Consider the following 15163-nt stretch of genomic DNA (forward strand, 5'->3'; position numbering starts at 1 on the left):
ACTCCAGGTCAGACGGCGGAGGGGGTGCTCAGGCGAGGGAGTAGTCCCAGACCGGACGGTCCGGGGCGGACAGCGCCTGGTCGGCGAGAGCCGCGAGCTGCCGTGCCATCGCCTCGCTCCGCGCCGGGCCGAACATCTCGGCGGGATGGACGAGCCGGGCCGGGAGACCGGCCTCGGCCGGGAAGACCTCCAGCTTCAGCTCGTAGTGCGTCTGGCCGGGCTGCACCTGGACCACGCTCACCTCGCCCGCCCCGGCGGACGGCCGCGCCGGCGGGATGTTCTGCACCACCAGCAGGTTCTGGAAGAGCGGCAGACTGCTCGCCTGCCGGTCCACCCCCAGATCGGCCACGATCCGGTCGATGGGCACCCCGGCGTGCCGGTGCCCCAGCAGGGTCGATCGCTGCGCCTGGCGCAGCACGTCCCGGAAGACCGCGTCCTCCTCCAGCCGCAGCCGGTGCGGCACCGTCGTCACGAAGCAGCCCAGCATCGGGCGCGTCCACCCGGGAGTCCGGTTGGCGCTGGGAGAGGCGACGACCACATCCTCCTGGTCGGCGAGCCGGGCCAGCCAGAGGCCGAACACGGCCAGCAGCGCCATGTGCCCGGTGACCCGCTCGCGCCGGCAGAAGGCGCCGAGACGCTCGCTCATCCCCTCGTTCCAGACGACGGGCCGGACGGCGGCCGGGACGCTCAGCCGCCGGGGGCGCGGCCGGTCGGCCGGCAGCGCGATCCGCGGGGGTGCGCCGGCGAGCTGCCGGCGCCAGTGGGCGCGGGAGGCCTCCCGTTCCGCCCCGGCCCGCTCGTGCCCCGACTCCTCGTGCAGCCAGGCCGCATGGTCGAGGAGCTGGGGCCGGCCGTCGGGAGCCACCGGTGGCAGACCGCGCGCGACCCGCGCCCAGTCGTCCGCGAACTCCCGGGCGAGCAGGGACCAGGACCAGCCGTCGGTGGCGATGTGATGAAGCGTCAGAACCAGCAGGTGATCGTCGGGGGCGAAACGGACCAGCCGCACCCTGACCGGTGGTCCGGCCGCCAGATCGAAGGGTGCCGCCCCGGCCTCGGCCACCCGGCGCACCACCTCCTCGTCCCGGTCCGCCGGGCCGAGGCCCGGCACCTCCTCGACCTCGGGCAGGGGATCGTCGACAGGCGCCTCGACGACGGCCAGCGGGCTGCCGTCGCGCTGCGGGTAGCGGGTCCGCAGCACGTCGTGGCGGGCGAGCAGCGCGGCGAGACAACGGCGCAGCTCCGCCGGCTCCGCGGCCCCGCGCAGCCGCAGCCCGGTCGGGACGTTCATCGCGGTGCTGTCGGGCTCCAGGCTCTGCAGGAACCACATCCGCTCCTGGACGGGCGCGGGACGCAGGGGCCCGGAGGTGTCCACGCGCCCGGGGCCGCCCCGGCGCGGCGCGGCGCCCGCCTCCGCCACGGCCCGGCGCAGCCCTTCCAGCGTGGGCCGGCGGAAGAACAGGTCCAGCGGTATCTCGGCCTCCAGTTCGTCGCGCACGGCGGCGAGCAGGGCCAGCGCCTGGAGCGAACTGCCGCTGGAGGCGAAGAAGTCCCGGTCACCGGCCACGCCCGGCCCGAGCACCCGGTTCCACAGGGCCGCCAGCCGGTCCTGCGGCTGCGCGCCGGACCCCCCGGCCGCCTCCTCCCGCGGCGGGGGCCAGGGGAGCGCCGCCCGGTCCGTCTTGCCGTGCGCGGTCAGCGGCAGCGCGTCCAGCGGCACGAGCACCGCCGGAACGAGCGCGGGCGGCAGCGTGCCGCGCAGCAGGGTGTTCCACCGCTCCAGCAGCCCGGCGTCCGCCTCCGCCCCGGCCACCGGGTAGCCGACGAGCAGGGCGGTGCCCGAGCCGCTGTGCCGCACCGCGGCGGCTGCCTGGCGGACGCCGGGAAGCCCGGCCAGCGCGGCCTCCACCTCGCCCAGCTCGATCCGCACGCCCCCGATCTTGACCTGGTCGTCGCGGCGTCCGTGGTACTCCAGCACCCCGTCGGGCCGACGGCGCGCCAGGTCGCCGGTCCGGTACAGCCGGGCGCCGGGCTCACCGCGGTAGGGGTCGCGGGGGAAGCGCTGCGCGGTCAGGCCGGGCCGGTTCAGATATCCGCGGGCGACCTGGACACCGCCGACGCACAGCTCGCCGAGGTCCCCGTCGGGCACCTTCTCCAGCTGCTCGTCCAGCACATGCAGGTCGACGCCCGAGATCGGGCGGCCGATGGGCACCGGCGCGTCGGCCGGGTCCTGTGGCCGGCACCGCCAGTGACTCACGTCGACGGCGGCCTCGGTCGGCCCGTAGAGGTTGTGCAGCTCGACCTCGGGCAGGGCGGCGAAGAACGCCCGCTGCAGCCCCGGCGTGAGCGCTTCGCCGCTGCAGAGCACCCGGCGCAGCCGGGGACCCGCGTCCACCTCGGTGAGCCGCAGCAGCCCGGCGAGCATGCTGGGCACGAAATGCACCGTGGTCACGCGGTGGTCGCGGATCTGCCGGGCCAGGGCCTGCGGGTCGCGGTGCGTTCCCGGAGCGGCCATGACCAGCGTGGCACCGGTCATCATCGGCCAGAAGAACTCCCAGACGGACACGTCGAACGTGTACGGGGTCTTCTGCAGCACGGTGTCCCCGGGCCCGAGCAGGAAGGTGTCCTGCATCCAGCGCAGCCGGTTGACGATGGCCCGGTGCTCGGTCAGCACCCCCTTCGGCAGCCCGGTGGAGCCGGAGGTGTACAGCACATAGGCGAGGTCGCCGCCGGACGCGGCGTCCAGCCCGCCGTCGTCCGCCGCCGGATCCCCGGCCGGCCCCGCCGCCTCCGGATCCAGCAGCGGCACACCCGACCCGGCGAGGACCGCCCCGGCGCCCCCGGGCTCCGTCACGACCGCGACCGGGTCGGCGTCGTCGAGCAGCACCTGCAGCCGGGCGGGCGGGTCGTCGGGGGACAGCGGCAGGTACGCGGCACCGGACCGCACGACCGCGAGCACGGCGACCGCCAGCGACACGGACCGCTCCAGGCGCAGGGCGACGATGCGCTCCGGACCGGCGCCGAGCGCCCGCAGCCGGCGGGCCAGCGCCGCGGAGGCCCGCTCCAGCCCGGCGTAGGTCAGCGTCCGCTCCCCGTCCACCACGGCCGGCAGCCCGGGGGTGCGCCGGCACTGCGCCACCACCAGATCGGCGAGGGAGCGGGCACCGGTCACCGGGGCGGCGATTCCAGCGGGTAAAGGAGGCTGACAGAGCTCAGCGGTCATCGACAGTCCCTCTCGGAATTCCGGGGGTACGACCGAGTCGGCACAGGGGGACTCGTTTCCTCGTCGCCATGGAAAGCCCCGGAAACGTAGCACCGGGATTCCGGACCGGCGGTGCCCGTCGAGCTCTTCTCGACCGCCTCTCCAGACGCCCCTTCCCTCCCGGTTCCCGCCCGCCCCGCAGCCCGGGGACACGGCGGCCGGCGGGCCCGGCCTGCCGTCCGGACGGATCCTCGCGGTCCGCTGCAGAAACACTGGAGCGCCCGTCCGGTGGCGTTGACCGGTGACCGGGTCCCGCCGTTGGATGACACCTCATGAGCCGGATCACGCGCGTTCTTCGGACGAACTCGTCAGGAATTCATTGCGGGCGGCGCACCGTGAATGTATTCGAATGACCGGCCGCTCGCCGGAAAGTGCCGCCCCACAATTCCCGGAATGCGATGCGCCCGCGGCGCGCGTTCCCTGGCGGCTGTGGACCGTCTGTCCGTCGCACGGCACGGCGTTCGCCGGCGCCCACCCCGCCGACGGGGCGGACTATCTGCGCATCCTGGACGAGCACTGCGCATGGGCCGAGCGGCTCGGCGCCGACGCCATGCTCGTCTACGACTTCTGGCAGGCCCTCGATCCCTGGACGGCCGCCCAGGAGGTGCTGGCCCGCAGCCGCACCCTCGAACCGGTCGTGGCGGTCACCGCCGCGATGTCCCGGCCGGCGGCGGTGGCACGCCGCGTGTCCTCGCTGTCCTATCTCCACGGCAGACCCGTCCACCTCAACATCGTCGCCGGAGCCCGCGGAGCGGAACTCGGCCTCCTCGGCGCCGACGCGACACCCTCCGCCGAACGGCAGCGCCGAAGCGCCGAGTTCGCGGCCTGCGTCCGGGCGGTACTGTCCGGCCGGCCGCACCGGTCCGCCTGGTACGACGTCCGCGCCCCGTCCCCCGGCCCGCTGCCGGGCAGGCAGCCCCGTATCTACGCCCCGGTCTCGACGTCCCCCGGCTTCGACACCCTCGCGCCCCTGCTGGACGCCGGCCTGGTGATGGCCAAGCCCTACGCGCAACTGGCCCGGGAGACAGAGCGGTTGAGGCAGCAGGGCGGGACCGGGGACGTGGCGCTGATCGTCGGCATCGTGGCGCGCGGGACGTCCCGGCAGGCGCGGGAAGCGGCCGTCGCCCGCTACGGAGGCTCCCGCGGGGACGCCCTGCTGCGCAGGCTCTTCACCGACGGCCTGACCTCGACCCAGCACCGCACCACGCTCGACCTGGCGGGTGAGGCCGACTGGCACGACGACTGCCTCTGGTACGGCGCCGGGCGCGTCGGCATCGACACACCCAAACTGGTCGGCAGCTACGGCGAGGTGGCCGGCGCCCTGCTGCGTCTGGCGGAGCTGGGCATGACCACCCTGGTGGTCGACCTGCCGGCCGACGTGGCGGAGTACGGCCACGTGGCACGCGCGCTGGAAGCGGCCCAACGCACCGGAAAGCGGAGGGGTGTTGACCTCAACGGGCTTCCGCTGCCGGGCTGATCGTATAGAACGAGGGCATGAGCCTGTCTGCAAGTGCCCTCCCGCTGCGCACGATCGGCGCGGACGGTCTGCTGCTGCGCCCGCTGACCGAGGCGGACGAACCCGCTGTCGCCGAAGCCCTGCGGGATGCCGACATCCTGCGCTGGGCGGCGGGCAGATCGGTGACCGGGGCGGCGCCCCGCGACCGTGCCCGGGCCTGGCTGACACCCCGTCTGTCCTGCTGGGAAAGCGGCGCCGCGGTGTTCGCCGTCGCCGACCCCGCGGGGGACACCCTGCTGGGCTCGATCGGCATCAGGGAGATCAACCGTCTTCCGGACCAGGCCGTGGTGACCTACTGGGTGACCCCGGCGGCCCGCGGCAGGCACCTGGCCGCCAGGGCCCTGGACACCGCGGCGCGCTGGGCTTTCGCGCCGGCCGCGGACGGCGGCCTGGGACTGCACCGCCTCACCCTGGACCACGCCGTGCTCAACACGGGCTCGTGCAGAGTCGCGGCCGGGGCCGGGTTCCGCCTGGAGGGAACCATGCGGGACCACTACATCGACACCGGCGGCACCCGTCACGACTTCCACCTCCACGCCCGCCTCGCGGGCGACACCCGGGAGGACGGGGGCCCCGCCCCGGCCGCGGCGCCGTAGCGGTCCCGGCCTTTGCCGGCCGGCACCCGCCCGGAACCGGAGCCGTTCCCGCCGTCCCCCGCTCACACGGTCTGCGGCTCCAGCAGCCGGCCGCCGCCTCGCGCGTGGGCGAGTCCGGTGAGGTGCCGTGCGCGCTGGTCCTGGACGAGTTTGCCCAGCCGCTCGACGCCCAGGACGATCTGCTCGGGAGTGAGCACGCTGAAGGAGAGGCGGGCCTGGTGGAATCCGGACGTGCCGCCGTAGAAGTGGTGCATGGGGGTCCACAGGACGCCGAACCGGGAGGCGGAGTACTCGAGCATGTCGTCGTCCGCGGGGAACGGCAGCGTGACGACGACGAACATCCCGCCCTGCGGTGTGTTCCACGAGACGTCCTGCCCGGTGCCCGGCACCGGGGTGAAGACGGAATGCAGACTCTCCAGCACGGTCGCGAGGTTGCGGCGGTAGACCTCGGCCTCGCGGGCGGTGGCACGTTTCAGACTGCAGCCGTTCTCCAGGAGGTATCCGCCGATGACCGCCTGCGCGACGGTCGAGGTGTTGAGCGTCACCATGCTCTTCAGCTTGGCGAGATGGTCGGCGAGCAGCACCGGCTCCTCGTGCGGGGCGCCGGTCGCCGTCACCGGCTGGTCCGCGATGATGTAGCCCACCCGGGCACCGGCGAAGGCGGACTTCGCGAACGACCCGAGATGGATCACCTGATGCCGGTCGTCCAGGGCCTTGAGCAGGGGCAGCGGGGAACCGCCGGCACGGAAGAGGGAGTAGGGGTTGTCCTCGATGACGAGGATCTCCTCCCGCCCCGCCAGTTCCAGCAGGGCGATCCGGTCCGCCAGGGACATGCTCGCGCCGCTGGGGTTGGCGAAGTCCGGGACGACGTAACAGGCACGCGGCCGCAGGCCCTCGCGCCGCGCCGCCCGTATCTGCCGCTCCAGGTCCTCCAGATCGATGCCCCCGTCGTGTTCCCGCACGGATCGCAGCGGGGCGCCGGCCACCCGTGCCGCGCCGATGAACCCGACGTAGTTGGGGGTGGCGGCGAGGACGACGTCACGGGCGTCCCGGACGAGTGCGCGCAGCAGCAGCACCATCGCCTCCTGGCAGCCGGTGGTCACCACGATGCTCTCGGGGTCGACCCTCAGGCCCTCGTCGACCTCCAGCTGACGCGCTATGAGCTCGTGGATGAACCCCTTCGTGCGGCCGTACTGGAAGAACGTGCGCCGCACCTGCTCCGCGGGGAGGCCCTTCTCGCCCTCCAGATGGCCCCGGAACGTCGAGAGGTGACGTGACAGGTCGTCGACGTCGTAGAAGCCCTCGAACGGGCGGCCCGCGGAGAACGACACCGCTTCCGGATACCTTCCGGCGAGCTCGTTGAGCAGCGTCATGGAAGTGAGTGCAGGATCGTCGACCGACGCGTGCAGGTCGGTGACGCTCAGCCGGATCGGCCCTGGGTCTTCGGACATAGTCACGTCATCCTCATCCGCCGGACAACTCAGCCTTGAGCTGGTGTCGGTTAAATGCTGCCTCGTCGGGGTGCTCAAGAACATATGCGGGTCGGCTCGAACGGTGAAAGACCGTGACTGGAGGAGGAGTCGATTCCCGCTGTTCCGGTGCGCCGGAACAATCGGTCGTCCTGCGCCGTGTCCCGTCAGCGGGACAGCGCGGATCGACATCCGGACCGGCCGGGCGCGCAATACCGGAAACATGAGCGCGCCATCGAGAAAGCCTTGAGCTCCACGAGACGTTGACACCCTCTTGGACGGCGGAGAGAGTATGGAACTGCTGGGCGAGCCGCGAGAAGGACCGGGGACCGTTGCCGCGACCGGCCGGCGTCACCGGCGAATTGCAGGGCGGTGAGCCGGAATTCGCGGGCCGCCCGTCCGGCCGATGAGCGGCCGCATATCAGGGCGATGCCGCGTCGGCCCTTCCATTCGACCACCCGCGCACGGCCCGCGCCGAATTCACGGAGGCGGCGGACGGTACGCCGGGGCGGCTCCGTGCACTTTTCCGCGCGGCAAGCGGTACCTGACACCTGAGAAGGAGTTGAAGCATGACCACACTTGACGAAGGCGTACTGGAGAAGGCAGCGAAGGAATACGCCGAGCAGGGCTTCTCCATCATCCGCGATGTCATTCCCCCCGAGCTCCTGGAGGAGACGGCCGCGCACGTCGACTGGCTCACCCGGAAGTACCCGGATCTGCGTCCCGAGCACTTCCACCACCCGCTGATCCGCAACGACGCCTTCTGGGCACGTCTGGTCTCCGACCCCCGTCTGGTGGACATCGCGGAGTTCTTCCTCGGCCCCGATCTGGCGTGCTTCACGGCCCACTACATCTGCAAGCCCCCCTTCAACGGGCAGCCCGTGCTGTGGCACCAGGACGGCGCCTACTGGACGCTGAGCCCGATGGAGGCGCTGACGGTGTGGCTGGCCGTCGACGAGAGCAGCACGGAGAACGGCTGCCTGCGGATGATCCCCGGCAGTCACGAACTGCCGCTGCACAAGCCGTCGTCGCGCACGGACACGGACAACATGCTGTTCTCCGCGTCCGACGAGGACCTCGTGCAGGAGTGGATCGACAAGCGCGGAGTCGTGGACATCGAGCTCCGGCCGGGCGACGTCTCCATCCACCACCCGCACCTGCTGCACCACTCCGAGGCGAACACCTCCGCGAAGCGACGGTGCGGTCTCGACATCGGCTACATCGCGACGACCACGCGCATCCACAGCGAAGGGATCTATCTCGACCCGCTGCTGGTGCGTGGAACCGACGCGGGCGGCCTGAACAACTACCGCCCGTTCCCCACCTTCCAGGAGGGCGAGACGGTCTCCTTCGCCGGCCAGGAGGAGTGGAACGACAAGGTGGCCAAGCTCAACGCGGCGCTGCCCTCGCGTACCGGGGACCTTCCCGAGGAGAGTCCCATCGAGACGACCAGGCACATGATCGAGCGTCTGCGCACGGGTACCACGAAGGCGTGATCCGGCCGTACCGGCCGACGGTGCGGCGGACCGTCGGCCGGCCGACGACCTGACGACCGCACGGCCGATGGCGCGCTCACCAGTCGAATGCCTCGCCGTCGCCCCGCTTCTCGATGCAGTACGTCCTGAAGGCCTGGGCCTTGGCGACGACGTCCTCGTCGCCGGTGCGCCGCGCGGCCTCCACGTACCAGTCGAACGCCGCGGTGGCGTGCGCGTGCCGCTCGAAGTGCAGCTCGGCGAACGGGCGGAACCTCGACCGCATCTCCTCGGGCGTCAGGCCGGCGGCGGAGGCGATGAGTTCCTCGAGCTCCGCCTCGGTCGGCTCGGGCCGCTCGACGACGCGGATCGGCTCGGTGGCGGGAACGTCGCCGCGGATCGCGATGGGCACCTCGGCGTCCGCGAAGTCGAGGCAGAGCGAGAGCCGGGCGGTGGTGGACGTGCTGCGCGCGGAGTGCGGGTCGGTCGAGTGGATCCTCCACACCTCGCCGCGGCGGATGTGGTAGACGATGTCGTTCTCCGAGTGCAGCGACTCCTCGCTGGTGCGCAGCGGTATCTGCAGCCGGGTGCCCGGCTTCGCCCACTCCAGGAAGTCCACGTGCGGGGCGATGATCCCCTCACGCAGGGCGAAGACGCGCACCCACTGCAGACGGTCCAGGGGGAAATGCTCGGTCACCAGGGACATGATGTTCGGCAGCTGCTTTCCCAGTTCGGTCAGCGAGAGGCTGCCTTCGTGGGGGCGGAAAGCGACGTCGGAATCGGCGCCGCTGCCGTTGGCCAGTACATGGGACGACCACGACCCGAAGGTGAACGTGTCGTATTCGCCGCCGTATTCGTGCCGGTCCAGGATGGACAATTCCGGGCCCAGGTCGTACGAATCGATGGGCAGTACCGCAAGCCGTTCCGATTTCAGCAAGGAAATCTCCTCCAGCACATGATTGTTCGACGCGCCCGGAAAACCACTGGGCGTTCCACCCGATCGTCACCATAAATCTTCCGAGTTGCGCAAGGCAACGACGCGCAGGCGCACGGGACTTGGGCGGGCCGGCCGTGTCCGGCCGCCGCCCGTCATACGCTCCGAGCAGGGCCGAAAAGGCACCGTGCTGTCCTGTCGGCAGGACAGCCGACGCCTGCCGGGCTTGTCCGCACTGTCATCTCTTGCCTGGCGTTTCCCCGCCCGACTACCGTGGCAGCGCGGTGACTTCGGGCACGCCATTTCGAATGGGCGATCCATCACTTTCTGGTCCGTCGGGTCGCTGCGTCGACCTTCCGGCAGCGGCCTGGACGGGAATTCCCGTCCGACAGAGGAAGGAAATGACTGGAATGGAATCTTCGCCGAAAGTGATCAACCGGCGTGACGCACAGGACGGGACGCCGGAAGCAGAGCCCGCGCCCTCCGGTGCGCCGGCCTCGCTCGTGGAGGAGGTCTCGGCACTGTGGGCCGCGCACTTCGGCGACCGCGAGGTCGGGCCGGAGGACGACTTCTTCGTGCTCGGCGGCAATTCGCTCACCGGAATCAAGATCATCGAGCGGGTGGCGCAGGACTACGGCGTCCAGCTGTCCGTGCGCGACTTCTACCTGGCGCAGACCCCCACCCGGGTCGCCGAGCTGATCGAACAGGGGAGGACGAGGACGTGAGGCTGACGCCGGGTCCCGCACGCGACGTCGACCTCGACAACGTCGACCTGTTCGACCTGGACCTGTACACATCGGGCGATCCGCACCCGGTCTGGGACGTGATGCGGGCGAAGGCGCCGCTGCACCACCAAGTCCTGCCCGACGGGCGCGAGTTCTGGTCGGTGACCCGCCACGAGGACGTCTGCCGCGTGCTCGGCGACCACCGCGGGTTCACCTCCGAGCGCGGCACCACACCCACCCACGTCGGGATCGACGACCCCGCGGCGGGCAGGCTGCTGACCTCCACCGACCCGCCCCGGCACACCGAGGTCCGCCGGCCGCTCGGCTCCATGCTCACCGCCCGGGCGGTCAAGTCCTGGGAGGACTCGATCCGCGGCACGATCGTGCGCTTCCTCGAACCGGCGCTCGACGGCGACACCTTCGACCTCGCCGAACGGGCGCTGCTCCTCCCGGCGATGGTCACCGGCCCGCTCCTCGGCATCCCCGCCCGGGACTGGGAGGAACTCGTCCAGCTGACGGCGATGGTGACGGCTCCCTCCGACCCGCACTTCATGGTCGGCCACGAGGCCGCCACGCTGGCCATCTCCCACCACGAGCTGGTCAACTACGTCACCGAGTGGGTCAAGCGGCGCCGCACGGCCGGCGGCGAGGACGACACCCTGCTCGCCCACCTCATGAGCGTCCATGCGGGCGGCGCACCGCTGAGCGACGAGGAGATCGCCCTCGACGGCTACAGCATCCTCCTGGGCGCCAACGTCACCACGCCGCACACCGTCTCGGGCACCGTGCAGGCCCTCATCGAGCGGCCCGAGCAGTTCGAGAAGGCGCAGGCGGACCCGACGCTGATCCCGAACCTGGTCGAGGAAGGGCTGCGCTGGACCTCGGCCGCCTGCAACTTCATGCGGTACGCGGTGGACGACGTCCCCATCGCCGGGGGCACCATCCCGGCCCGCGCGGCGGTCGTCGCGTGGATCGGATCGGCCAACCGGGACGCGTCCCTCTTCCCCGATCCGCACACCTTCGACATCACCCGCCCCAACGCCAAGCGCCAGGTCGCCTTCGGGTTCGGGCCGCACTTCTGCATCGGCGCGCCGCTCGCCCGGCTGACCCTGCGGATCTTCTTCGAGGAACTGCTGGGGCGGTTCGGACCGATCGAGCTCGCCGGTGAACCGGAGCACCTGCGGTCGTACTTCATCGCCGGGATGACCCACCTCCCCATCGTCGCGCAGAAACGAAGGACGCCATGACCACCGGCTCCACCGCCGCCCTGTCGCCGTGGTTCGTCCGGCCGCCGTCCACCGGCCACGCGGCCCGGCTCTTCTGCTTCCCCTTCTCCGGATCGGGCGCCTCCGCCTTCAGCGCCTGGCCGGCCGCGCTGGAGGACATCGAGGTCTGCCCGGTGCAGTTCCCCGGCCGCGAGAACCGGCTCGGCCACCCCCACTACGGCACCTACGAGAACCTCGCCGCCGACCTGGCCGAAGCCCTGGCGCCGCTGCTCGACCGGCCCTTCGCGTTCTTCGCGCACTGCGCGGGCGCGCTGCCCGCCTACGAGACCGTGCTCAGGCTCGCCGAGGCCGGACTGCCCACGCCGGACCGCCTGTTCGTGTCCGGCCAGCCGGCCCCGCACGACGCCTCGCGCGACCGGATGCTCACCATGACCGAGTCCCAACTGCGCGACGAGGTCGAGGCGTTCGTCCGCGGCCGGGGCATCGAACCGCGCCCCGACATGCTCGACCTGGGCCTCATGGTCCTGCTGCGCGACCACGCCGCGGCCAAGAAGTACCGGCGCGAGAGCCCGGTCGCGGTGGACTGCCCCGTCGTCGTCCTGCACTGGCAGGACGACGAGGACGTGACCCCGGCCGATCTCCAGGGCTGGCGCCGGTACGCCGACTCCGTCGAGTTCCGGGTGCTCGGCGGCGGCCACTACGACTTCATGAACGCGCCGGACGGGCTGACGAAGCTGCTGACCCGCTGGCTGTGAGCGCCGTGGCGCCGCCCGTGCCCGCCGTACACCGAAGGAACCGGAAGGAACCCCTATGAGTGGCGCAGCCACCGATATTGCCGTGATCGGGATGTCGTGCCGCTTCCCCGGTGTGCACGGCGTGGCCGAGTTCTGGGACCTGCTGCGCGAGGGGCGGTCCACCATCGGCACGTTCCCCGGGCAGCGGGCCGCCGACGCACGGTCGGCGTACCTGTCCCACCCGGACGCCGACACCCTGGGCTCGGGCTCCTTCCTCGACTCCGTCGACGGCTTCGACGCCGCCTTCTTCGACCTCGCGCCCGAGGAAGCGGCGGCCATGGACCCCGTGCAGCGGCTGGGCCTCGAACTCGCCTGGGAGGCCGTCGAGGACGCCCGCCTGCCCGCCGCCGCCCTGGCCGGCCGCGAGGTCGACGTCGTGGTCGGCGCGGGACCCTCCGGCTACGAGTCGCTGCGCAGGCTGTCCGGCGCCGCCCGGGACGACCGCTACGCCGCGCTCGGCTTCGGTGGCGCGCTGATCGCGAACCGGATCTCGCACCTGTTCGACGTCCGCGGCATGAGCCTGTGCGCGGACTCGGGCCAGTCCTCCTCCCTGGTGTCGCTGGCGCTGGCCTGCGAACGGATCCGCGGCGGCGCGGCCGACACGGCGCTCGCGGGCGGCGTGCACCTGATCGTCGACCCCGAGGCGGGAGCGGGCCTGGCGAATCTGGGCGCGCTCTCGCCCGACGGCCGCTGCTTCCCCTTCGACGCACGGGCCAACGGCTTCATCCGCGGCGAGGGCGGCGCGTTCGTCGTCCTGAAGCGCCTCGACCTCGCCGTCGCCGACGGCGACCGCATCTACGCGGTGGTGCGCGGCTGGGGCGTCCACAGCGGTGGCGCGTCCTCCCGGATGCCGGACCCCAGCCCCGCCGGGCAGGCGGCGGCCGTGCTCTCCGCCGTCCGCCGCGCGGGCATCGCGTTCGAGGACGTCGACTACGTCGAGGCCCACGGCACCGGCACCCGGCTCGGCGACCCGGCCGAACTGTCCGGCCTGCGGGAGGTGTTCCGCGCGACCGGCCGCACCCGCCCCCTGACGATCGGCTCGGTGAAGGCGAACGTCGGCCACCTGGAGCCGGCCGCGGGCATCGCCGGCTTCGTGAAGGCCGCGCTCTGCGTGCACCGCGCCCACCTGGTCCCCCACCCGGACTTCAGCACCCCCAATCCCGCCGTCCCCGGCTTCCACGACGACTTCGACGTCCTGAGCGCCGTACGGCACTGGCCGGGCGGACCCGGCCGGCCGCGCCGGGCGGGGGTGTCGTCGATCGGGATGGGCGGCACCAACGCCCACGTCGTCCTCGAACAGGCCCCCGATGCCCGGGCCCCGCTTTCCACCGGCGGCCAGGACCCGGCCCCGGCGGTCGTCGCCGGGCCGGTGCCCTGGGTGCTGTCCGCACGCTCGGAGCAGGCCCTGCGGCAGCAGGCCGCCCGGCTGCACGCGCTCGTGAGCGCCGACGCGTCCCTGCCGGCGGCCGACATCGGGCACTCGCTCGTCGCGACCCGGTCGCTGTTCGAGCACCGGGCCGTCGTCCTCGCCGACGACCGCGACGAGGCGCTGGCCGGCCTCGACCTGGTGGCGGCCGGAGGTGCGGCGGCCCGGGTCGTGCGCGGCACCGCCACCGAGCCCACGGGCCCGGTCGTCTTCGTCTTCCCCGGCCAGGGCTCGCAGTGGCTGGGCATGGGCAGGCAGCTGTACGCCGACTCCGAGGTCTTCGCCCGCTCCGTCGACGCCTGCGCCGAGGCGCTGCAGCCGTGGCTCGACTGGTCCCTGGTGGACCTGGTGACCGGGGCGAAGGCGGCGCCGTCGCTGGAGCGCGGCGACGCCGTCGTCCAGCCCGCGCTGTTCGCGATGATGGTCTCCCTCGCCGAACTGTGGCGGTCCCTGGGAGTGGTCCCCGACGTGGTGGTGGGGCACTCGCAGGGAGAGATCGCCGCGGCCTGCGCGGCCGGTGCGCTCTCCCTGCCGGACGCGGCGCGGATCGTCGCCCTGCGCAGCCGGGCACTGACCGAGCTGGCCGGCCTGGGCGGGCTGAACGCGGTCGCCGCGCCCCTGACCTGGGTCCAGGAGCGGCTGGCCGGCTGGCCGGGGCGGCTGTCGGTGGCCGCCGTCAACGGACCCGCCTCCGTGGTGATCGCCGGCGACCTCCGGGCCCTGGAGGAGTTCGCCGCCCGGGCCGCCGAGGACGGCGTCCGGGTCCGCCGCGTCAGGATCGAGTACGCGTCCCACTCCCACCAGGTCGAACGCATCCGCGACCAGGTGCTTCAGGCCGCCGCGGGCGTCACCCCGCGCGCGACGGCCGTGGAGTTCCACTCCACCGTCACCGCCGCACCGCTCGACACCCGCCGCCTCGACGCCTCGTACTGGTACGACAACCTGCGCTCGACCGTGCGCTTCGGCGAGGTCGTCGAGAACCTGATGCGCGAACGCGGCGGCGTGTACGTGGAGATCAGCCCGCACCCCGTGCTCCGGGTGGCGATGGAGGAGGCCGCCGACGCGCTGGCCGCCCCGCCCGCGGTGGTGGCCACCCTCAGCCGCCACGACGGGAGCGCGGGGGAGGTCCTGGCGTCGCTGGCCCAACTGCACGTGCGCGGCGTGCCGGTGGACTGGACGGCGGTGTTCCCCCCCGCCCCCACCCGCCGGATCGGCCTGCCGACCTACCCCTTCCAGCGCCGGCGCCACTGGCTGACCGCGCCCGCCGGCACGGACGGCCCCGCCGCGCACGCGGACGGCCCGGACGTGCGCACGGCGGACTTCGGCTCGCCGTCGCAGGCCCTCGCCCTCGTGTGCGCCGAGACGGCGGCCCTCCTCGCCGCGAAGGGCGGCGGGCTGACAGCCGCCGACCTCGAGGCGCGCGCGGGCGACACCTTCAAGGCCCTGGGCTTCGACTCCTCGATGGCGGTGGAGCTGCGCAACCGGCTCCGCGCGGCGGCCGCGGTGCGGCTCCCGGCCACCGTCGCGTTCAGCTACCCCACTCCGCGCCGGCTCGCCGACCACCTCTTCTCCCTCCAGGAGCCCCCGGCCCCGGCCCCGGCCCCGGACGCCGCGGGGACGGTGGAGGAAACAGGTCCGCAAGGCCGTAGCGACGACGATCTCTACGCCTTGATCGACCGCGGCTACGTGTAGCCGCACCCGTTCTTCCAATCGACTGTTGAGGGAGGCCCCTGGTGGAGGAAGTCG

The 15163-nt window shown here is 72.7% G+C and carries 10 protein-coding genes; 7 read left to right on the plus strand and 3 right to left on the minus strand.

The annotated features are described in order from the left end of the window. Positions 1 to 28 precede the first annotated feature (28 nt). Positions 29 to 3220: an amino acid adenylation domain-containing protein gene (locus OC490_RS35280; RefSeq protein ID WP_262062110.1), complete on the minus strand. Its 3192-nt coding sequence runs from the start codon at positions 3218 to 3220 to the stop codon at positions 29 to 31. A 388-nt stretch (positions 3221 to 3608) separates the two neighbouring features. Between OC490_RS35280 and OC490_RS35285 the strand changes: the two genes are divergently transcribed. Beyond that, positions 3609 to 4736, plus strand: a complete 1128-nt coding sequence (locus tag OC490_RS35285) for an LLM class flavin-dependent oxidoreductase (RefSeq protein WP_262062111.1) — start codon at positions 3609 to 3611, stop codon at positions 4734 to 4736. Positions 4737 to 4753: 17 nt separating this feature from the next. Continuing rightward, entirely contained in the window at positions 4754 to 5371 is a 618-nt protein-coding gene (locus OC490_RS35290; RefSeq protein WP_262062112.1) for a GNAT family N-acetyltransferase, read from the plus strand. A 62-nt stretch (positions 5372 to 5433) separates the two neighbouring features. On the opposite strand, the gene OC490_RS35295 is transcribed toward OC490_RS35290, so the two are convergent. Continuing rightward, entirely contained in the window at positions 5434 to 6822 is a 1389-nt protein-coding gene (locus OC490_RS35295) for a PLP-dependent aminotransferase family protein (protein WP_262062113.1), read from the minus strand. Between the two features lie 587 nt (positions 6823 to 7409). On the opposite strand from OC490_RS35295, the gene OC490_RS35300 reads away from it, so the two are divergent. After that, positions 7410 to 8336 carry a phytanoyl-CoA dioxygenase family protein gene (locus tag OC490_RS35300; RefSeq protein ID WP_262062114.1) on the plus strand — a complete coding sequence of 309 codons (927 nt, stop codon included), beginning with the start codon at positions 7410 to 7412 and terminating at the stop codon, positions 8334 to 8336. Between the two features lie 76 nt (positions 8337 to 8412). Here OC490_RS35300 and OC490_RS35305 read toward each other — a convergent pair whose 3' ends face one another. After that, positions 8413 to 9249, minus strand: a complete 837-nt coding sequence (locus OC490_RS35305) for a putative nonproteinogenic amino acid hydroxylase (RefSeq protein ID WP_262062115.1) — start codon at positions 9247 to 9249, stop codon at positions 8413 to 8415. A 407-nt stretch (positions 9250 to 9656) separates the two neighbouring features. On the opposite strand from OC490_RS35305, the gene OC490_RS35310 reads away from it, so the two are divergent. Genes OC490_RS35310 through OC490_RS35325 form a run of 4 tightly spaced genes read left to right on the plus strand, consistent with a single transcriptional unit; the run spans position 9657 to position 15109 of the window. Next, positions 9657 to 9971 (plus strand): phosphopantetheine-binding protein, encoded by a 315-nt coding sequence (locus OC490_RS35310; protein ID WP_262062116.1) that lies wholly within the window; start codon positions 9657 to 9659, stop codon positions 9969 to 9971. Next, positions 9968 to 11218, plus strand: coding sequence for a cytochrome P450 (locus OC490_RS35315; protein ID WP_262062117.1), 1251 nt, complete (start codon positions 9968 to 9970; stop codon positions 11216 to 11218). The genes OC490_RS35310 and OC490_RS35315 overlap by 4 nt, the downstream gene beginning before the upstream one ends. Next, the gene (locus OC490_RS35320) at positions 11215 to 11952 is read left to right on the plus strand and encodes a thioesterase II family protein (protein ID WP_262062118.1); all 738 of its coding nucleotides are present in this window, start codon (positions 11215 to 11217) and stop codon (positions 11950 to 11952) included. The genes OC490_RS35315 and OC490_RS35320 overlap by 4 nt, the downstream gene beginning before the upstream one ends. A gap of 55 nt (positions 11953 to 12007) precedes the next feature. Then, on the plus strand, positions 12008 to 15109 hold the full coding sequence (locus tag OC490_RS35325) for a type I polyketide synthase (protein ID WP_262062119.1): 3102 nt from the start codon (positions 12008 to 12010) through the stop codon (positions 15107 to 15109). Positions 15110 to 15163: the final 54 nt, after the last annotated feature.

Source organism: Streptomyces sp. STR69, from assembly GCF_024519455.1.
Taxonomy (GTDB): domain Bacteria; phylum Actinomycetota; class Actinomycetes; order Streptomycetales; family Streptomycetaceae; genus Streptomyces.